The organism is Faecalibacterium sp. 3 (genome assembly GCF_048323735.1).
In the GTDB taxonomy this organism is placed as follows: Bacteria; Bacillota; Clostridia; order Oscillospirales; family Ruminococcaceae; genus Faecalibacterium; species Faecalibacterium wellingii.
The window spans coordinates 2,567,421-2,587,520 of the sequence record NZ_JBLWFN010000001.1 but is presented as its reverse complement, the minus strand read 5'-3'; the positions used below and the strand labels follow the sequence as shown (position 1 = coordinate 2,587,520).

Here is a 20,100-nt window from a genome sequence, read left to right as displayed (position 1 = left end):
CGATACTATGATTCTGGTTCGCAATATCCGTCTGCCGCTCTCTGCCGGAGAGCCGCAGGCATTTGAAAAAGCCCTGCACGCTGCCCGCATCCCGCGCGGAAAGGTGCAGCATCTGGGCGTGGCAAAGCTCTCGGTGGATGCCCGCCATGGTCAGCCCAAGCTGGTGTACACGGTGGCCGTCACCCTGAAAGAGCCTGCCGAAGAAGCAGCGTTTGCTGCCCGCTGCGGCGATGCATCGCTGCAGAAAAAGGTGAATCTTTCGGTGCAGAATGGCACGCTTCCGCTGGCGCACCGGCCTGTGGTGTGCGGCCTTGGCCCGGCGGGCCTGTTCGCGGCGCTGTTGCTGGCCCGGCAGGGCTACCGGCCCATTGTGCTGGAGCGCGGCCCGGCGCTGGACGAGCGCGTAAAGGCGGTGGAGCACTTCTCTGCCACCGGCGAGCTGGATGTGAATGCGAACATTCAATTTGGCGAGGGCGGTGCCGGTACTTTTTCGGACGGCAAGCTGACCACCCGCATCGGCGATGAGCTGTGCGGTTTTGTCACCGAGGTGTTCCTGCAGCACGGTGCGCCGGAGGAGATCGCCTGGAAGCAGAAGCCCCATGTGGGCACCGACCTGCTGCGCGGCGTCATCACCTCCATCCGCAAGGAAATTGAAGCTCTGGGCGGCGAGGTGCACTTCAACACGGCCCTGACCGGCTTTGAACAGAAAAACGGCACGCTCACCGGTATTTTTACCACCAGCGGTACCTTTGCCTGCGAAGCTCTGGTGTTTGCAGTGGGCCATTCGGCCCGGGACACCTTCGGGATGCTGATGGATGGCGGCTTTGTGCTGGAGTGCAAGCCCTTCAGCGTGGGATTCCGCGCCGAACACCTGCAGAGCGAGATCGAAAAAAGCCTGTATCACGAAGCTGCCGGGCACCCGGCCCTGCCGCGGGGCGAGTACCAGCTCTCCCAGCATGTGGGGGAGCGGTGCGTGTACACCTTCTGCATGTGCCCCGGCGGGCAGGTGGTGGCATCGGCCAGCGAGAAAGGCTGCGTTGTCACTAACGGCATGAGCTACCACGCACGCAGCGGCAAAAATGCCAACGCGGCTGTGGTGGTGAGCGTGGGTGGAAAAGATTTTGGGGACGACCCGCGCCGGGCCATCGCATTCCAGCGGGAGCTGGAAGCCAGAGCCTACACCGCCGGGCGCAGCGCAGGGGAGTATGCTGCCCCGGCTGAAAATATCCAGAGCTTTCTGGAAGGGCGCGGTCAGCTGAACATCGGCCGTGTGCAGCCTACCTACGACCGCGGCGTGACAGCCGCGGATCTGGGTGCACTGCTGCCCGGGGAGCTGGCCGATACGCTGCGGGCAGGCCTGCGCGCCTACGAGCGCAAAATTGCAGGCTACACCGCACCGGAGGCCATCCTGACCGGCCTTGAGACCCGCACCAGCAGCCCGGTGCGGCTGAAACGGGAAGAGAATTTTGAGTGCTCTCAGCTGGCAGGCCTGTATCCCTGCGGCGAGGGTGCCGGATATGCGGGCGGCATCATGAGCGCCGCCGTGGATGGCCTGCGGGTGGCCCGCGCCATCATCAGCCGGTATGCACCGGCAGAAGGGTGAGAAAATTTTGATGAACGATCGTGAAAACGATACAAAAAAACAGACCGATGGCCGTCAGGTGCAGCAGGAGCTGGAATCCCAGCTGCGCGCCTTTGGCGATACCATGTCCGATGCGTTTGCCCATGGCTTTGAGGGCAGAGGCGAGGACATTGGCGACCGCGCCTATGGCGTGGGCCGTGCTGCGGTGGATGCCGCGAACTATGGCATCAACGAGGCGGCAAAGGCTTTCCGCAGCCGCCGGAATGCGCACAGCGGTGCACCGGAACAAAAGGAACAGGGCCTGAACGAAGAGCACCGCGCCCCGCAGGCCGCCGGGATGCCCGGCTGGTTCCGGCAGATGTTCGGCAAGGCAGAGATGACCCCGGCAGACGAGATCCGCGCCAGCGCCAAAAAGCGGTACAGCGCAGGCTGTGCATTGCTGGCAGTCGGCATCACGTTTACGGTGATCTTTGGCATCACGGCAGTCTCCTGTCTGGGTGCGGCGGGCCTGTTTACGCCCAATACGGCTGTTCTGCAGGCCATTCTGCAGGACAGCTTTATGGCAGAAAATGCTGCAGCCATGGGCAGCTTTGCACTGGGGGCGGTGCGCATCACCGGCTGGTGCTTTGCGGCTGTCACCGCCGTGTTCGTGTGGATGATCACTGCCGGTGCGTCCCGCCTGAAGGCCAGCAAGACACTGCTCCGTCTGGCCGAGGCGGCGGAAGGCTTTGACTGCAAAAAGGGCCTGCCGCTGGAAGCCGTGGACGAGAAAAAGACCCGGGCCCTCAAGTGGGTGCGCAGATTCATCCGCAATGGCTGGCTGAGCGCATGGGTGGACGAAAAAACGGAAAAACTCTATCTGACGGCAGAGGATTACCGTGCCGCGCAGGAGGCCGCTGCGGCCCCCAAAGAGCCGCAGCCGGAACCGGTAAAGGAAAAAACAGACGATGTGTCGCTCAATCTGGAAACGGCCCGCCGCTTTGCCGTCGTGCTGCAGCAGGAAAAACAGCTGATGCAGGATGCGCAGGGCCGCGAAGAGCTGGACCATATGCAGACCACCACCACCGCCATCTGCGACTGGCTGGAGGCACATCCGGAAAGCCTGCCCAAGGCCCGCCGCTTTGCGGAATACTATATCCCCACCACCCTCAAGCTGCTGCACACCTACAACGACGTGCAGGGCCAGCAGGGCGAAAACGCCGAGACCATCCGCCGCGATATCGCGGGCATCCTTCACACGCTGAATCAGGCGTACGACACCCTGTATGATACGCTGCTCTCGGATGTTGCTATGGATGTCTCCTCGGAGATCGCCGCATTGCAGGGTATGCTGGCCAGCGATGGGCTGACGGGAGGGGATTTTCAATGACCTACCGTGCATGGGAGCTGAAAAACCTTGACCGCGCTGCCCTGCGGGAACTGACCGCAGCCATTGCGGAGCAGGCAGCTGAAGAACTGGAATACAATGCGCAGGAGGGGGAACCCTGGAGCGAACAGAAATACAAGGCCGTGCTTGCTGCCCAGCAGAAGGAAAACGCCCTGCTGGCGGGCGTTCTGACGGCCCGCGGCGTCACCGACCCCACCGACGCGCTGACCCTGCTGGCCGGTGAGGAAGAGCTGAGCGACCCGTTTTTGCTGACCGATATGCAGAAGGCCTGTGAGCGCATCTGGCGGGCCATCGATGACGGGGAGACCATCGTGGTGTTCGGCGATTACGATGTGGACGGCGTGACCGCTACGGCCCTTTTGTACCAGCATCTCAAGGGCATGGGAGCGACCGTCAAGTGTATGCTGCCCAGCCGCGAGGGCGATGGTTACGGCCTTTCCAAAAACGCAATCCGCTCCATCCACGACAAGGGCTGTCAGCTGATCGTGACCGTGGACAATGGCATTTCTGCCGTGGAAGAAGCGGACTACGCTGCAGAATTGGGCATCGACCTGATCATCACCGACCACCATCTGCCGCCGGATACATTGCCGAAGGCGGCTGCTGTGGTGGATCCCCGCCGCAGGGATGATACCAGCCCTTTCAAGGGCCTGTGCGGTGCGGGCGTGGCCTTTAAGCTGTGCGCCGCGCTGGACGGCTGCCCGCCGGAGGAAATGCTGGATTACTGCGGCGACCTTGCCGCTGTGGGCACGGTGGCAGATGTGATGCCGCTGACCGGCGAGAACCGCACACTGGTAAGATCCGGCCTGCATCAGCTGCAAAACACCGACCGTCCCGGGCTGGAAGCCCTGCTGGAAGAGGTGGGCCTTACGGGCAAGCCCGTTACGGCGGAGAATGTCAGCTATGCCATTGCGCCGCGCATCAACGCGGCGGGCCGTATGGACAGCGCCGTGACCGCCCTGCAGCTGGTGCTCTGCGAGGATCCCGACCGTGCTGAAGAGCTGGCCCGCAAACTGAACGAGATCAACGCCCGGCGTCAGGAGATCGAGCTGCAGATCTTCAATGCGGCGCAGGAGCTTCTGGAACAGGAGCCGGAACGGCTGGAAGACCGCGTGATGCTGCTGTGGGGCCGCGACTGGCATCCCGGCGTCATTGGCATCGTGGCCTCCCGGCTGGTGGAGCGCACCGGCCGGCCGGTGATCGTGGTGACGGTGGACGAGCACGGCGAGTGCAAAGGCAGCGGCCGCAGTGTGCAGGGATTCAACCTCCACGACTGTATCGGCTCCTGCGCAGACCTGCTCATCCGCTACGGAGGCCACGCCATGGCGGCGGGCCTTTCGGTGCGGGAAGAAAACCTGCCTGCCCTGCGCCGCCGCCTGAACGAGTGGGCCGCGCGGGAATGCCCGGTGCTGCATGCGACCCCGCTGGAATGTGACCTGTCCATTCATCTGGACCGGGTCACGGTGGAGAGCGTGCGCAGGCTGGATCAGCTGGCACCCTATGGTGCCGAGAATCCCACCCCGGTGTTCCTTTTGCAGAACGCCGTGGTGGACGGGGTGTATCCGGTGTCGGATGGCAGGCACAGCCGCCTGCGCCTGCGGCAGGGCAACGCCAGCGTGTATGCGGTGTGGTTCGGCATGCACCCGGAGCAGCTGCCCTACACCACGGGAGACGTGGTGGATGCGGCGCTGAATCTTTCGGTCTACGATTCGCCCCGGGGCGCACAGCTTTCGGGCCGCATCCTGGATCTGCACCCGGCGGGCCTTGGCGGCAAGCTGGCGGAACAGGCCGCACTGGTGGCGGCGCTGCGCCGGGGCACGCCGCTGACGGCAGAACAAAAAGCACTGATCACGCCCGACCGCAGCCACATGATCACGGTATATCGTGAGCTGCAGGCACGCCGCTGGCATGCAGAGGATCTGCAGCCGCTGTGTGCGAAGCTGGGCGAGGAAAATACAGGCAAAACGCTGGTGGCAGTGACGGCTCTGGAACAGGTGGGCCTGATCGCCGCTGTGGAAAAGGGTGGGGCAAAATATCTGGAGCTTGTGCCTGCGCAGGGTAAAAAGAACCTTGCGGATGCCCCGGTCCTGAAATGTTTGGAGGGAATGTAAAATGCCAGAGGGAAAGAAAGCTGCGGTTCCGGCACCCAAGCCGGTACGGGACGAAGATCTCTACTCCGCAAAGACCCACCTGCATCAGCCGATGCCAGTGCAGGAAACGGCCACCGTTTCAGCCACGGCCCAGCTGGCTGATGCACCGGAAGGCGCTCTGCCTTCGGAGGTGCGGCCGGAGATTGTTACCTGGGAAAAGCTGTGCGAGGCCATCAAGGCAAGCGGCCGCTCCTATAACATGGAAATGATCGAAAAGGCCTACGACCTTGCTAACACTGCCCACAAGGGGGTATGCCGCCGCAGCGGCGAGCCCTATATCTGCCATCCGCTGGCCGTGGCCCGGCTGGTGCTGGATCTGGGCATGGATACCGAAAGCATTGCCGCCGCCCTGCTGCACGATGTGGTGGAGGATACCCCCACCACGCTGGCAGACCTGACCGACGCCTTTGGCGAGGAAGTGGCCCTGCTGGTGGACGGCGTGACCAAGCTGACCAAGATCCAGTTCTCCAACATCGAAGAGCTGCAGGCTGAAAACCTGCGCAAGATGCTGCTGGCCATGAGCCGCGATGTGCGCGTGATGATCATCAAGCTGTGCGACCGGCTGCACAACATGCGCACCGGCGATGCATGGCCGGAGCAGAAGCGCCGCGACAAAGCCCGCGAGACCATGGAGGTGTATGCCCCCATCGCCAACCGTCTGGGCATCCTGAACGTGAAGGAAGAGCTGGAGGACCGCAGCCTGCATTACCTCGACCCGGTGGGGTATGAGGAGATCAGCCGGATGCTCAGCGAGCGCGCCGGCGAGGAATTCCTTGCCAGAGTGTCCGGGGTCATTGAGCAGCGTCTGGTGGAAAGCGGCATCGAGGGTGCCACCATCAAGCGCCGTGTCAAGAGCATCTACGGCATCTACCGCAAGACCATCATGCAAAACAAGTCCTTCGACGAGATCTATGATATCTATGCGGTGCGGGTCATTCTGGATACGCTGGCCGAGTGCTACAGCACTCTGGGCCTCATCCACGATATGTACCACCCGCTGCCCAACCGTTTCAAGGACTATATCTCCACCCCCAAGCCCAACGGCTACCAGAGCCTGCACACCACCGTCATCGGCCACGAGGGCATCCCCTTTGAGGTGCAGATCCGCACCCGCAAGATGGACGAACAGGCCGAGTACGGTGTTGCCGCCCACTGGAAGTACAAAGAGGGGCTGGACGGCCACGACAAGCTGGACGAACGTCTGGCGTGGGTGAGCCAGCTGCTGGAAAACCAGCGCGTCAGCGAGGATTCCGGCAACCTTCTCCACGACCTCAAGAGCGACCTTCTGCCGGAAGAGGTGTTTGCCTTTACCCCCAAGGGCGATGTCATCAACCTGCCCACCGGTGCCACCTGCATCGATTTTGCCTATGCCATCCATTCGGCGGTGGGCAACCGCATGGTGGGCTGCAAGGTGAACAACCGCATGGTGCCCATCGACCACATCGTTTCCACGGGTGAGATCATCGAGGTCATCCTTGGCCCGGCAGACAAGGGCCCCAGCCGTGACTGGCTCAAGATCGTGCGCACCAGCGAGGCCAAGAGCAAGATCCGCAACTGGTTCAAGAAGATGCGCCGCGAGGAAAACATCACGCAGGGACGCGATGCGTTGGCCCGTGAGCTGCGCCGCGAAATGATCATCATTCCGGACGACCAGCTGGATGATTTTATCAACAGCTGCTCCCGCCGCCTGCGCCAGAACAACGCCGAGGAGCTGTATGCAGCCATCGGTTACGGCGGCATGACCATTGCGAACTGCCTGCCCAAGATCAAGGAAGAATGGCAGAAGCTGAAGGCCGCCGAGGATAAGAACGAGGAAGATCTGCCCAAGGTGGATCTGAGCCGTGTGCATGCCACCGACGGCGTGGTGGTGGAAGGCTTCGACAACACGCCCATCAAGTTTGCCAAGTGCTGCAGCCCGCTGCCGGGCGACCCCATCGTGGGCTTCATCACCCGCGGCTTTGGCGTGTCTATCCACAAACAGAGCTGTGCCAATGCCATTTCCAGCATGAAGGACCCCACCAACGCCCCACGCTGGGTCAAGGCCTACTGGGCCGACAGCGTCAAGGACAGCTATAAGGCTGGCATCGAGATCATCGCACTGAACCGCAACGAGCTGCTGCAGGATGTGCTGGCTGCGCTGGCAGACATCCGGGTGCCCATCTATGCGGTGAACGCCCGTCAGGTGGAAAACGGCTGTGCGATGGTCAGCCTGACCATCGGCATCAACAATACCGAGCACCTCAACCGCGTGGTCGCAAGACTTTCCAAGGTGAAGGACGTGCTCAAGGTGACAAGGAGCTAAAACATGCGTGCAGTCATTCAGGCAGTCTCTTCCGCCAGTGTGCGGGTGAACGGCGGCGAGCCCCGCGCCATCGGCCCGGGACTTGTGATCCTGCTGGGGGTCAAGGATACCGACAGCCTTGACATCGTGCCCAAGCTTGCCGACAAATGTGCGGGTCTGCGCATCTTTCCGGATGCTGAGGGCAAGCTGAACCTCAGCGCCCGGGATCTTGGCTATTCCGCGCTGGTGGTGAGTCAGTTCACCCTTTATGGTGACACGAAAAAAGGCTACCGTCCCAGCTTTATCAAGGCCGCAAAGCCGCCCCTTTCGGTGGATGCTTACGAGCTGTTCCTTGCCGAGATGAATAAGCACGGCCTCAAGGACGTGCAGCACGGCGAGTTCGGCGCGGATATGCAGGTGTCGCTTGTGAACGAAGGCCCCTGCACCATCATCATCGACACCGACGAGTGGAAGAAAAAGGAGTAAATGCCATGCAGGCTTTTCATATTCCGGGCGCTGCGCCGCTGTATACCAATACCTTCCTGCTCATTTCCGATGCAGGCCATGCCGTGGTCATTGACCCGGCGGCAGATGCGCAGACCTACGATAAAATTTTAAAAGAGAACCATGCCCGGCTCACCACCATCCTGTGCACCCACGGACACTACGACCATGTGGGCAGTGCCGAGGCCCTGCGCACCGAGTGGAACGCAAAGCTCTACTGTGAGGCTGCCGACCTTGCAGGCGACCGCATGTATCCGCTTTCTGCGGCAGACTGCGGCTATGCCGAGGACGGCACCGTGACGGTGGATGAACTGGTCTTTACGGCATGGCACACGCCCGGACACACCCCCGGCAGCGTGGTGCTGCTGTGCGGCGGTTATCTCTTCTGCGGTGACACCCTGTTTGCAGGCAGCATCGGCCGTACCGATCTGGAGGGCGGCAGCAGTGCACAGATGGCTGAGAGCCTGCGTAAACTGGCAAAGCTGCCTATCCCACGGGAAACGCAGGTGCTGCCGGGCCATGGTGAGTTCTCCGCCTTTGGCGATGAACTGGACAATAACTACTATATCCGCAGCGCTCTGCGCGGCGGCGAAATTTAAAGAAAACCCTCTCCGTCATCGCTGCGCGATTCCATCTCTTCCTAGGATGGAGGCTTTATGCATCTGACGGTGATGCAGAATAAAAGCTCCCCTTTCGGGGGAGCTGCCGAGCGGATGCGAGGCTGAGAGGGTTGAAAGAGTGAACGAAAATGAAGATCTATATTACCGGCCTGCCCTCCGGCTACGAAGTGGAGCATCTGGTGCGTTTGTTTTACCCCATGGCACCGCTTACCCTCACCCCACCGGAGGACGCCGAGGACTGCGTCTGGGCAGAAAAAACGCCGGACGGCCTGCATGCGCTGGTGCGTCAGGGCGGCAGAAGTGCTGAACGGCACGCACCGCTGCCTGCGCCTGTGGAACAGGGCGGCGAGACCCCGGAATTCAGCCTTGCCAGCCTGACTTATGATCTGCTGCGCCAGTGGACGGGGCTCCGCCCGCCCTGGGGCAAAATGACCGGCGTGCGCCCGGTGCGGCTCATCCATGACAAGCGCGCCGCAGGCTGGACGGAAGCGGAGATCGACCGCTTTTTTCTGGAGCGGTTTGATTGCTCGCAGCAGAAATACACCATGGCCAAGGCCATTGCAGATCTGCAGGAGCCCATCCTGAAGGTGGGCAGTGAACCCAAGACCTACAGCCTGTATATCGGCATCCCGTTCTGTCCGTCCCGGTGCAGCTACTGCAGCTTTGTCAGCTGCAATCTGGACCGCGACCGCAAGATGGTGCAGCCCTATGTGGACTGTCTGTGCCGGGAAGTGGAGGAGATCCGCATTCAGGCCGACAAGGCGGGGCTTACCCTTTGCAGCATCTACATTGGCGGCGGCACGCCCACCAGCCTGTCTGCCGACCAGCTGCGGCAGCTGATGGGCACGGTCCGGGCGAATTTTGACCTCTCGAAGGTCGTGGAATATACGGTGGAGGCGGGTCGTCCGGACTGTACGGACGCGGAAAAGCTGGCCGTCATCCGGGAATACGGCGCTACCCGCATTTCCATCAACCCGCAGACCTTCTCGGACGAGGTGCTGGCCGGCATCGGCCGTAAGCACTCGGCGCAGGACATTCTGGACTGCTATGCCGAAGCCCGCAAAGCCGGTCACGATGACATCAACATGGATCTCATTGCCGGCCTGCCCGGCGACACGGTGGAAAGCTTTGAGCACAGCCTGCGGCAGGCCATTGCGCTGGACCCGGAGAACATCACCGTGCACACCCTGACCCTCAAGCGGGCTTCCCGCATCGTCATCGAGGACCAGAGCACCAACGACTACGCCGATGTCGCCGCCATGCTGGAAAAATGCCGTCTGCTGGCAGAAGCGGGCTATCGGCCCTACTACCTCTACCGCCAGAAAAACACCCTGCAGAACCTTGAGAACGTGGGCTGGTGCAAGCCGGGCCACGAGGGATATTACAACATCTATATCATGGAGGAAGTCCAGACCATCCTCTCCGCCGGTGCAGGCGGCAGCACCAAGCTGGTGGCCGACGGCGGCAAACGGATGCAGCGCATTTTTAACTTCAAATATCCGAACGAATATATCCAGCGTTTTGCGGAGGTGCTGGAACGCAAAAAAGGAGTGGCTGATTTTTATGATCACGATCTGGGTACCGAAACGTCTGGTTGAGGTCGATCTGTACAATGTGGCGGCCCGCAGCCCGCAGATGCTGGCAGATTTGAGCGAGCGGAGCTACAGGCAGCGTGTGGATTATGCCGCCCAGAAGGTGCAGCTCTCCGGCGCAAAGATCGTCATGCTCACCGGCCCGTCGGCCAGCGGCAAGACCACCAGCGCCCACTGTCTGGCAAAAGCTCTGCAAAAGCGCGGGACTCCGGCGCAGGTGGTCAGTCTGGATAATTTCTTCAAAGGGGCAGAGTTCTACCCCCGGCTGCCGGACGGCACGCTGGATTACGAAAACCCCGATACGCTGGACCTGCCCCTCATCAAGCAGTGCCTGCGGGAACTCAGCGAGACCGGAAAGACCGTGCTGCCGGTCTATGATTTCTCTGCAGAGAAGCGCTCGGAGCAGGTGGAGCCCATCGACCTGCAGGGCGGTGTATGCATCGTGGAGGGCATCCATGCCCTGAACCCGGAGCTCACCGGCCTTGTGAAAGGCGACGATATCTACCGCGTGTATGCCGGCCTGCGGGAGGAATACTGCATCGATGGCCGGAGAGTCATCAATACACAGGATATCCGCCTGTGCCGCCGCACCCTGCGCGATGCTGCCGCCCGCGGCCGCAGCCCGGAAAAGACCCTTGCCATGTGGGACCGCGTGCTGGACGGTGAAACACGCTATATCAAGGGCTTCAAATCCACAGCGGACTTCCTGCTGGATACCTCCTTTACCTACGAGCTTGGCCTGATCTCCAAGCTGCTGGGCGTGGTGCGCCGTCAGTTCACGCTGGAAGGCCACAATGCCGAGCTGTGGGATGAGACTGCCCGCCGGTTTGAGCATGTGTCACCGCTGGAGCTGGAGCTGCTGCCGGAAGACAGTATGCTGCGGGAATTCTACGGCGGCGCGGCCGACCGCATGGCACAAGATGCCAATGTGTGAAAATGTCGTGTAAATTTAGTCTGAATGCGAAAAAACTGTTTCCAAACCGGCACCAAACTGTAAAAAATGCGGCCCGTTCGTTGCAAACGGGCGGCCTGTGCGCTATAATGGAGATAACATCCGCACATGGCCCACGATAAACAGGCCGATAGTAAGAGAGGTGTCTTTTATGGATTTCAACAGGATCAAGGAAATGGGTCTGGAATATGCCGAAAAAGGCAAGAACGCTGCACTGGATCTGGCCGAAAAGGGCAAAACGCAGGCTTTGATCGTCAACGAACAGGGCAAGCTGCTCAAGGCACAGCGTCAGCTGGGCGCATTGGTGTACAGTCTGGCCAAGGGCAAGGAAGAAAACCAGCCGCTGGTGGATAAGTATATCGAAATGATCGATAACATCGAGAAGGAAATCACCCGCCTGAAGGCATCGCTGACCCCGGCAGAAGCCGCAGAGGTGGACTATGTGGTACACGAGGAGGAGCCTGCTGCAGAGCAGGAAGCTCCTGCCGCCGAGGTTGCGCATGCAGAGCACAAGAGCTGCCCGCAGTGCGGTGCGCCCGTTTCGGACGATGCACTGTTCTGCAACAAGTGCGGCGCACAGCTGTAATCTCCGTCAGGCAACAGGGCGGCGCTCCCCGCAGGGCACCGTCCTGTTTTTTGCGGGATAGGCTAAAATGCAGAAAATAAAGGCAAATTGCCGGAATTTGCCGGTGCTGTCTTGAAAAAACGCGGAAGATGCGGTACAATATGCAGTATCTTTTGCAAGGAGTGTGAGCACTGTGCTGGACTGGCAGCCCAAGGCCCCTTACACGGCAGAACAGCTGCTGGAGATCCTGCGCATCCTGCGGGACCCGGAGAACGGCTGCCCGTGGGACAAGGTGCAGACCCATGCCTCCATCCGGAAGAACTTTCTGGAGGAGACCTGTGAGGTGCTGGAGGCCATCGATGCCGATGACCCGGTGCTGATGCAGGAAGAGCTTGGCGATGTGCTGATGCAGGTGGCGTTCCATGCCGTGATGGAAGAGGAGCGCGGACACTTTACCTTTGAGGATGTCTGCCGTGAGGTGTGCGAGAAGCTCGTGTTCCGCCACCCGAACATTTTTGCATCCTCAGCAGCGCAGAATGCCGGTATAAATGGCTGGGATGCGCTCAAAAATAAGGAAAAGGGCCGCACCACTCTGGCCGATGAGCTGGGCACGGTGCCCGCCACCCTGCCTGCACTGATGCGTGCTCAGAAGCTGCAGAAGCGTGCCGACCGCTGCGGTGCGGCGCAGCCGGACAAGACCCGGGCGCAGCAGGCTTTGCAGGATGCTCTGGACGGCTGGAGCCGGGAACAGGATGCCCGGACGGCGGGGGAGCTGCTGTTTGCTGCAGCCAACGCCATGCGGCTGGCCGGAGTGGACGCAGAGGAGGCGCTGACCTTTGCCTCCAAGCGCTTCTGTGCAGGGCTGCTGGAACAGGAGCCACAAAGCGGTACTCAGGTCGAGTGACCTGCTCCGATAGAGAAAGAAGAACACCAAGGAACAAATTTGGAGGGTATTTTTATGACGAAGACCGATCTGATCGCACAGGTTGCTGCGAACACTGAGATGAGCAAGAAAAATGCTGAGCAGGCTGTCAATGCCATGTTCGAGGCACTGGGCAAGGCCATGGCCGAGGGCGAAAAGATCACCATTTCCGGCTTTGGCACCTTTGAGGTGCGCGAGCGTGCAGAGCGTCAGGGCATCAACCCCCGCACCCGTGAGCCCATCACCATTGCTGCTTCCCGCAGCATCGTGTTCAAGCCCGGCAAGTCCCTGAAGGACACCCTGTAAGAAGCTGTTTTCTTTTGCCGCCGCTGCCTCGCAGGAGGTGCGGCGGCATTTTTCATCACAGGAGGATAAGACGATGCGTCTGGATAAGTATCTGAAAGTTTCGCGGCTCATCAAGCGCCGCACTGTGGCAAACGAAGTGGCCGATGCAGGCCGCATCCTCATCAACGGCAAGATCGCCAAGGCCAGTCAGGCCGTCAAGGCGGGTGATGTCATTGAGGTGACCTTCGGCAACCGTCCCATCAAGGTGCGGGTGCTCTCGGATGTGGAGCCCCGCACCAAGGATGTGGCCCGCGAAATGTACGAGATCATCAGCGAGTAAACGGTATAAAAGCTCTCGTCTGGTGCATAGGATGCACCAGAAAAGGGGAGACGAGCAATGCCGGAAAAAAACACCAGAAGCCCGCAGCCTGCGCCGCCGCATGACCTGATCTTAGAGGGCCGTGCACGCCTGACCGTGACCGGCGTGCAGAAGGTTTTGCATTGCAATGCAGACAGTGCCGCAATAGAGACCGGCAGGGGCATCCTGCATCTTGCCGGGGCACAGCTGAGCATGGCGGCACTGGACTTGGAGGCCGGGGAGGCAAAGTTCACCGGCCGCATCGACGCACTGGAATACACGGCCAGCGCCCCGGCGGGCAGCTTTCTGCACCGCCTGCTGCGATGATCCCGGTCCTGCCGCCCTCAGCCATTGCGCAGGAGCTGACCGCCTGCACGGTGTTGGGCGGGTGCACCGGTGTGGTGCGGGCCGTGTTCCCGGTCAGGGGCCGGGCGGCGTGGGTGCCCGATTTTCTATGGGTGGGCACGGTGCTGACCCTGCTGCAGAGCTATGCGGCGGGGCAGAGCCCGGCGGGCGTGCTGCGCTGGTACATGGCAGCAGCTGGCTTTGCCGGAGCAGGCGCTGCGGCCTTTGTTCTGGGCGTGCCGCTGCGCGCGGCAGGGAAGGCTTTGCAGCGGCGGGTGCTCCGGCCTGCCGCACAGCGGCGTGTCCGGCAGCAAAATGCCCGCAAATTACGCCGCAACGCAAAAAGAACCGCAAAAAAGCGCAAAAAGAACTTGCCAAACCAGCGCCGGATGATGTATAATTCATAAGTGACATCAGTAAGAACCAAATTGCAATGGGGGCAGAAGAAACAATGGCAGCACCGGACCGCAGAAAACGCAAGAAGAAAGTGGTCGTTAAAACGCTTGTGCGGGTGTTTTTTGTCCTGTTGCTGCTGAGCATGCTGGCAGCGTACATCTCCAATCAGGTCAGCATCAGCTCCAAACGCGCAGAGCTGGACACACTGAACGAGCAGATCGACCAGCAGAAAACCGAGAATGAGGAAATGCAGCGTATCCTCAGCGGCGATTCGGATCAGATCACAGAATGGGTCGCGCGGGATTCTTACAACTACGCCGCACCGAACGAGCGCATCTTTGTGGATGTGACCGGCAGCTGAACGGCTGCCGATACTATGGAAAACAAGGAGTATTGAGTTTTGGCAATTGAGGTAGGGAACGTATTTGAGGGCCGTGTTACCGGCGTAAAGCCGTTTGGCGCATTTGTCGCACTGCCGGAGGGCGGTACGGGCATGGTCCATATTTCCGAGGTGTCCAATGAATTCGTGCAGGACATTGCAGCAGTCCTGCACATTGGGGATACGGTCAAGGTGCAGGTCATCAATGTTGCACCGGACGGCAAGATCGCGCTGTCCATCAAGCGTCTGCTGCCTCCTCCTCCGCGCCAGCCGCGTGAGGGCAGAGGCCCCGCAGGCGGAGCACGTCCCGGCGCTCCGCGCCCGGGCGGCCCCCGTGAGGGTGGACACTTTGGTGCAGGCCGCGGCGGCAATGGCCGTCCCCCCCGTGAGGGCGGCAGAGGCCCTGCCCGTGACAGCGCACCCCGTGTGTGGCAGCCCAAGGCTCCGGTCCATTCCGACAATATGAGCTTTGAGGACATGATGAGCCGCTTCAAGAGCCAGAGCGAAGAGAAGATGGCAGATCTCGACCACGAGACCAACAACCGCCGCGGCGGTGGTTATGCGCCCCGCGGTCGTGGCGGACGCCGCTGAGAAACGGCACTTCTTCTCAGTCTGCTCTAAGTCAAAAGGATGGAACAGACCTGTCTCATTTGATCGGGCAGGTCTGTTTTTTCGCTGAAAGAAAGGAATTGCAATGCCTGCAAAATTTGAATTGATCGCTCCCTGCTTTTTTGGGTGCGAGTCCACTGCAAAATTTGAGCTGACCCGCATCGGCGCAGAGAACATCCGGGTAGAGGATGGCCGTCTGAGCTTTGCCGGCGGTGCTGATATGATCGCCGCAGCCAACCTCAACCTGCGCACGGTGGAGCGCGTGATGCTGCTGCTGGCCCGCTACAGGGCCGCCACCTTCGATGATCTGTTCGACGGTGTGTACGATATCCCGTGGGAGGAGCTGCTGCCCGCAGACGCTGCCTTTCCGGTCACCGGCTCTTCGCTGAACAGCCAGCTGTCCAGTGTGCCCGCCTGCCAGAGCATCATCAAAAAAGCTGTGGTCAAGCGCCTGATGACAAAGCACCACACCTCTGTGCTGCCCGAGACCGGTGTCGAGTACAAGATCCGCTTCATGCTGCGCAAGGATCAGTGTGAGATCATGCTGGATACCACCGGCGATGGTCTGCATAAGCGCGGCTACCGCCGCAACGCCATGGAGGCGCCCATCCGCGAGACCCTGGCAGCCACCATTGCAGACCTTGGCCGTGTACGCCGCGACAGTCTGGTGGAGGACCCCTTCTGCGGCAGCGGCACACTGCTGATCGAAGCCGCTCAGAAGGCCATGAACATTGCCCCCGGCCTGAAGCGCCGCTTTGCTGCCGAGCGCTATGGCTTTGTGCCGACAGCCATCTGGGCCGAGCAGCGTCAGAAGGCGCTGGCCGAGGCCAAGCTGGACGTGGGCTTTGAAGCTTTCGGCTATGACATCGACCCTGCTGCTGTGGCGCTGGCCAATGCCAATGCCAAGCTGGCCGGTGTGGAAAAGCGCTGCCACTTTGAAGTGGCTGATGTGGCCGACTTTGCCGCAAAGCAGGAGGCCATCGTGCTGACGAATCCCCCCTACGGCGAGCGCATGAGCACCATTGAAGGTGCCGCTAAGCTGGCCCGCACGCTGGGCCGGCAGATGGAAGCACACCCCTGTGCAGGCGTGTACGCCATCACTGCCGATATGGATTTTGAGACCCACTACGGCAAGCGTGCCAACAAGCGCCGCAAGATGTATAATGGCATGATCCCCTGCCAGCTGTATATGTACTACAATGCACCAAAGTTTGAGCACACCGCAAAGCCCATGCCGAAAAGCGGTTTTGACGGCAAGCGCACTGCGCCGAACCGCTTTGACAAGAAGTAATTGATAAATGTTACCTGCCGCACCGGAGCTGTCCCGTGCGGCTTTTTACATTACAGCCGGTAATTACCGGAAAAATCAAAACGGGAAAATTCCTGCCAAAGCAGGGGAAACGGACGCACACACAGAAAGTTTTATCCCATGTTCAGTGCCGTGTGCTGCAAAGATGAGACAAATTCATGCTCTTTTTACAAAGGATGGTTGAACCCGGGCTGAAAATGGATTATACTTACCTTACTATTCTGCGGTTCTTCCGAGGAGGAAAAGGTGTATATGAAGGGTAGGATGCGGCCATATCTGCCGGAGCTCACCATCCGGGATTACAATATCTACCTGCGGTATCTGCGCGGGGTGCGGCGCCAGCTGTACGAGGCATACGGACTATATTCCTGCCATCTGCTGCGGAGTAACGGCGTGCTGTTTGCCATCCTTTCGGACAGTCTGGCCGGGCGGCAGGCCACCTGCCAGCGCAAGCGGGTCCCGGGCACAATGGCCTGGCGCAGGCTCATGTGCCAGACCCAGGGCATCCGGCTGGCCGCACAGGTGGAGGTGCTGTTGGGCTGGCACAATTTGCAGGATCGCAAATACAGTGAGCTGAAGCCGCTCAAGCGCCTGCGCCGTGCGGTGGACCGGCTGCTGCTGCGCCGCGCCTACATGCGTGCTGTGGAGGAGAACCCGGCACTGGAACGCCTGTTCGTGCAGGAGCGGGAGCAGGCTGTGACGCAGATGGAACTGAGCGCCAAAAACTACACCCTCGCAGCGGAACCCATGAGCAACATCTATGGTGCCCTGTATTCCACCCTTGCCACCGATGATCCCAGCCAGCGCAAGAGCATGCGCTACATTGGCAGCAGCATCGGACGCATCTTCTATCTGCTGGATAAGGCTGAGCGGTTTGAAACGGACAAGCGCAGCGGCCGCTACAACGTGTTTGTGGTGAACGAGCTGAAAGGTCAGTCTGCTGCGATGGAAAATGCCCGCCGTCAGGCGCTGGCGGTGGCCAACGACCTGATCCGGGTGTACAGTATGCTGGATATCAAGCTGAACCGCAGTCTGCTGGATAATATCATGCTGCTGGGCCTGCATCATGCGGTGGAGCCGCTGGAAGCAGGCGTTGAGAGGGAAAACTGGGAGATCCCATGAATCGGAAACATCAAAAAAGCTGGGGCATGGCTTACTGCGGCATCGTGACGGCACTGTGTGTCGCCCTGATGCTGCTGGGGGCCGTGATCCCCATTGCCATGTTCATTGCGCCTGCAGTGGCGGGCTTTCTTGTTGCAACAGTCTGCGTGGAGTGCGGGATGCAGCTGGCCCTGACGGCCTACGTTGCGGTCAGCCTGCTGGCACTGCTCTTTGTGCCGGATAAGGAAGTGGCGCTGATCTTCATGTTCCTGCTGGGGTATTACCCGCTGGCAAAGCCGAAGTTTGAGCGCATCCGCCCTGCTGTTCTGCGCATTGTCTGCAAGCTGCTGCTGTGCAACGGCGCAGTGCTGGCCATGTATGGACTGGTATTTCTGCTGGTGCCGGCAGGCAGCATTTCGCAGGAGCTGCGCACCACCGCGCTGGCTGTCTCGCTGGCAACGCTGGTCATGGGCAATGTTGCCTTTGTGCTGTACGACCGGGCATTGCATAACATGCTCATGATGTACCGGCTGGTCTGGCGGCCGAAACTTCATAAAACTTTGGGCTGGCGCTGAGCCAGCCTTTGTGCTATAATGGGGCATCAGAAAGGGGAGAGCGCAGCACACAGGTAACGCAAAGCGCCGGGCCACGCGGGTGACAGCCGCGAGGGTGACGAGGAGAGGAATCATCGAAAGATTCGGCGGATGTTTCTCCGGCTGAGGGCTAGACCAGCCGCAGAGAAGGGCAAAAAACGGCAGCAATACCGCAACAGATCCCTTCAAAGAAAGCCATACAAGAACATAAACTGTACAAGAGAGCTGACCGTGTGTCACTGCGCCTTTCTGCGTGGGAGCGGTCGGTATGGAGGTGTTTTGTATGTGCGGCATTGTTGGTTATGTCGGTAAGCGCAGTGCGCAGGACGTGCTGCTGGATGGTCTGGAAAAGCTGGAGTATCGCGGATATGATTCCGCCGGTGTGGCGCTTGCGCTGGACGGGGGGATCTGCGTAGTAAAAAGCAAGGGGCGGCTCACAGCCCTGCGGGAAAAGCTGGCAGCGCAGCAGCTGGCACAAAGCTTCTGCGGCATCGGCCACACCCGGTGGGCTACCCATGGCGAGCCCAGCGACGTGAACAGCCATCCGCATTCCACGCCGCGTGTGAGCATCGTGCACAACGGCATCATTGAAAATTACGGGCTGCTCAAGGAGCGGTTGGCTGCAAAGGGCTATACCTTCCAGAGCGAGACCGACACGGAAGTGCTGGTAAAGCTGATCGACAGCTGCTATACCGGCGACCCGCTGCGGGCGCTGCAGCAGGCCCTTTCCAAGGTGCGCGGCAGCTACGCGCTGGCGGTGCTGTTCTTCGATTACCCGGATACTATTTTTGCGGTCAAGCGGGAAAGCCCGCTGATCGTCGGCTGGGGGGAAGGCGAAAACTTTATTGCATCGGATATCCCTGCGCTGCTCAAATATACCCGGAAATACAGCGTGCTGGAAGAGGGCGATATGGCCGTCTGCACGGCTGAGGGCATCCGCTTCTACAACGAATTTGGTGAGCCGGTGGAACGTCGGCAGCTCACGGCGGACTGGGATATGGAAGCGGCTGAGAAGGGCGGCTACCCCCACTTCATGCTCAAGGAGATCAACGAGCAGCCTGCCGCCATCACGGCCACAGTGAGCCCCCGTGTGGAGGATGGAATGCCGGAGCTGCGCATCCCGGTGCTGACGGACGAGGTGCTGCGCGGCATTGGCCGGGTGCATCTGGTGGGCTGCGGCACGGCGATGCACGCCGGCATGGTGGGTAAATCTGCCATTGAAGCGCTGGCCCGTGTGCCCGCCGAGGTGGATATTGCCAGCGAGTTCCGCTACCGGGACCCGATTTTGGAAAAGAATGACCTGGTCATCATCATCAGCCAGTCCGGCGAGACCAGCGACACGCTGGCAGCACTCAAGCTGGCCAGGAGCCGCGGTGTGCCGGTGCTTGCTATCGTGAATGTGGTGGGCAGTTCCATTGCGCGCGCGGCCGACTACGTGATGTACACCTATGCGGGGCCGGAGATCGCTGTGGCCTCCACCAAGGCTTACACGGTGCAGATGTGTGTGCTGTACCTGTTTGCCCTGCGTCTGGCCTATGCGCGCGGCCGACTGAGTGAGGCGGAGACCCGCCGCTATACGGCGCAGCTGCTGCATGCACCGGAGGTCATCAAGCCACGCCTGGCGGACTGCGAGCAGATCAAATACCTTGCCAGCCGCTATGTGAACACCCAGAGCTGCTTCTTTATCGGGCGTGGCTTTGACTATGCGCTTTCGCTGGAAGGAAGCCTTAAACTCAAAGAGATCAGCTATGTGCACTCGGATGCCTATGCGGCAGGGGAGCTCAAGCATGGCACCATCAGTCTGATCACGGATGGCGTGCCGGTGATCGCACTGGCGACCCAGAAGCAGGTATACGAAAAGACCATTTCCAATGCCAAAGAGACCCGCAGCCGCGGCGCAAGGGTGCTGCTGTTCACCACAAAGGACGCCGTGGTGCCCGAGGGTGTGGCCGATGCGGTGGTCCGGCTGGATGAATACGAGGATATCCTGATGCCGCTGCAGCTCATTGTGCCGCTGCAGCTGTTTGCCTACTATATGGCTGTTCTGCGCGGCTGTGATGTGGATAAGCCGCGCAATCTGGCAAAGAGCGTGACGGTGGAGTAATGGCATAAACCGCGCTGGAAAGGCCCGCAGGCCGCTCTGAGAAGATGCGGACGCCGGACCGATGGA

20 protein-coding genes are annotated in these 20,100 nt (G+C 60.5%); all 20 read left to right on the top strand.

The window, feature by feature from the left end; genetic code table 11:
• Nucleotides 1-7 precede the first annotated feature (7 nt).
• The 20 genes from ACNSPV_RS12200 to glmS all read left to right on the top strand — a co-directional run bounded on the left by ACNSPV_RS12200 (nt 8) and on the right by glmS (nt 20,034).
• The gene (locus tag ACNSPV_RS12200; RefSeq protein ID WP_348583197.1) at nt 8-1,603 is read left to right on the top strand and encodes an NAD(P)/FAD-dependent oxidoreductase; all 1,596 of its coding nucleotides are present in this window, start codon (nt 8-10) and stop codon (nt 1,601-1,603) included.
• Nucleotides 1,604-1,613: 10 nt separating this feature from the next.
• Nucleotides 1,614-2,951 (top strand): 5-bromo-4-chloroindolyl phosphate hydrolysis family protein, encoded by a 1,338-nt coding sequence (locus tag ACNSPV_RS12195; RefSeq protein WP_348583199.1) that lies wholly within the window; start codon nt 1,614-1,616, stop codon nt 2,949-2,951.
• The gene (gene recJ / locus ACNSPV_RS12190; RefSeq protein ID WP_348583201.1) at nt 2,948-5,080 is read left to right on the top strand and encodes a single-stranded-DNA-specific exonuclease RecJ; all 2,133 of its coding nucleotides are present in this window, start codon (nt 2,948-2,950) and stop codon (nt 5,078-5,080) included. Before ACNSPV_RS12195 ends, recJ begins: the two co-directional genes overlap by 4 nt.
• Nucleotide 5,081: 1 nt before the next feature.
• Nucleotides 5,082-7,421: a bifunctional (p)ppGpp synthetase/guanosine-3',5'-bis(diphosphate) 3'-pyrophosphohydrolase gene (locus ACNSPV_RS12185; protein ID WP_348583202.1), complete on the top strand. Its 2,340-nt coding sequence runs from the start codon at nt 5,082-5,084 to the stop codon at nt 7,419-7,421.
• A gap of 3 nt (nt 7,422-7,424) precedes the next feature.
• Entirely contained in the window at nt 7,425-7,886 is a 462-nt protein-coding gene (dtd, locus tag ACNSPV_RS12180; protein WP_249236956.1) for a D-aminoacyl-tRNA deacylase, read from the top strand.
• A gap of 5 nt (nt 7,887-7,891) precedes the next feature.
• Complete coding sequence (locus ACNSPV_RS12175; protein ID WP_348583204.1) at nt 7,892-8,503, top strand: MBL fold metallo-hydrolase; 612 nt, start codon at nt 7,892-7,894, stop codon at nt 8,501-8,503.
• A gap of 149 nt (nt 8,504-8,652) precedes the next feature.
• Entirely contained in the window at nt 8,653-10,122 is a 1,470-nt protein-coding gene (gene hemZ / locus ACNSPV_RS12170; RefSeq protein WP_348583205.1) for a coproporphyrinogen dehydrogenase HemZ, read from the top strand.
• The gene (locus tag ACNSPV_RS12165; protein WP_348583207.1) at nt 10,088-11,050 is read left to right on the top strand and encodes a uridine kinase family protein; all 963 of its coding nucleotides are present in this window, start codon (nt 10,088-10,090) and stop codon (nt 11,048-11,050) included. Before hemZ ends, ACNSPV_RS12165 begins: the two co-directional genes overlap by 35 nt.
• A gap of 169 nt (nt 11,051-11,219) precedes the next feature.
• On the top strand, nt 11,220-11,654 hold the full coding sequence (locus ACNSPV_RS12160; RefSeq protein ID WP_348583208.1) for a zinc ribbon domain-containing protein: 435 nt from the start codon (nt 11,220-11,222) through the stop codon (nt 11,652-11,654).
• 172 nt (nt 11,655-11,826) lie between these two features.
• Entirely contained in the window at nt 11,827-12,537 is a 711-nt protein-coding gene (locus tag ACNSPV_RS12155) for a MazG family protein (RefSeq protein WP_348583209.1), read from the top strand.
• A gap of 54 nt (nt 12,538-12,591) precedes the next feature.
• Nucleotides 12,592-12,861, top strand: coding sequence for an HU family DNA-binding protein (locus tag ACNSPV_RS12150; protein WP_249236950.1), 270 nt, complete (start codon nt 12,592-12,594; stop codon nt 12,859-12,861).
• A gap of 73 nt (nt 12,862-12,934) precedes the next feature.
• Nucleotides 12,935-13,180: an RNA-binding S4 domain-containing protein gene (locus ACNSPV_RS12145; RefSeq protein WP_339395148.1), complete on the top strand. Its 246-nt coding sequence runs from the start codon at nt 12,935-12,937 to the stop codon at nt 13,178-13,180.
• 57 nt (nt 13,181-13,237) lie between these two features.
• Nucleotides 13,238-13,525: a YabP/YqfC family sporulation protein gene (locus ACNSPV_RS12140; RefSeq protein ID WP_249236948.1), complete on the top strand. Its 288-nt coding sequence runs from the start codon at nt 13,238-13,240 to the stop codon at nt 13,523-13,525.
• Complete coding sequence (locus ACNSPV_RS12135) at nt 13,522-13,950, top strand: hypothetical protein (RefSeq protein ID WP_339395146.1); 429 nt, start codon at nt 13,522-13,524, stop codon at nt 13,948-13,950. Before ACNSPV_RS12140 ends, ACNSPV_RS12135 begins: the two co-directional genes overlap by 4 nt.
• Nucleotides 13,951-13,994: 44 nt before the next feature.
• Nucleotides 13,995-14,300, top strand: a complete 306-nt coding sequence (locus ACNSPV_RS12130) for a septum formation initiator family protein (RefSeq protein WP_249236946.1) — start codon at nt 13,995-13,997, stop codon at nt 14,298-14,300.
• A gap of 39 nt (nt 14,301-14,339) precedes the next feature.
• Nucleotides 14,340-14,909 (top strand): S1 RNA-binding domain-containing protein, encoded by a 570-nt coding sequence (locus ACNSPV_RS12125; protein ID WP_249236945.1) that lies wholly within the window; start codon nt 14,340-14,342, stop codon nt 14,907-14,909.
• A 103-nt stretch (nt 14,910-15,012) separates the two neighbouring features.
• Nucleotides 15,013-16,218: a class I SAM-dependent RNA methyltransferase gene (locus ACNSPV_RS12120; RefSeq protein WP_348583211.1), complete on the top strand. Its 1,206-nt coding sequence runs from the start codon at nt 15,013-15,015 to the stop codon at nt 16,216-16,218.
• A 270-nt stretch (nt 16,219-16,488) separates the two neighbouring features.
• A complete protein-coding gene (locus ACNSPV_RS12115) occupies nt 16,489-17,358 on the top strand; it encodes a DUF5685 family protein (protein WP_348583212.1) in 870 nt (289 codons plus the stop codon).
• Nucleotides 17,355-17,912: a hypothetical protein gene (locus tag ACNSPV_RS12110; RefSeq protein WP_348583213.1), complete on the top strand. Its 558-nt coding sequence runs from the start codon at nt 17,355-17,357 to the stop codon at nt 17,910-17,912. The genes ACNSPV_RS12115 and ACNSPV_RS12110 overlap by 4 nt, the downstream gene beginning before the upstream one ends.
• A 301-nt stretch (nt 17,913-18,213) precedes the next feature.
• Nucleotides 18,214-20,034, top strand: coding sequence for a glutamine--fructose-6-phosphate transaminase (isomerizing) (gene glmS, locus ACNSPV_RS12105; protein ID WP_348585182.1), 1,821 nt, complete (start codon nt 18,214-18,216; stop codon nt 20,032-20,034).
• Nucleotides 20,035-20,100 lie beyond the last annotated feature (66 nt).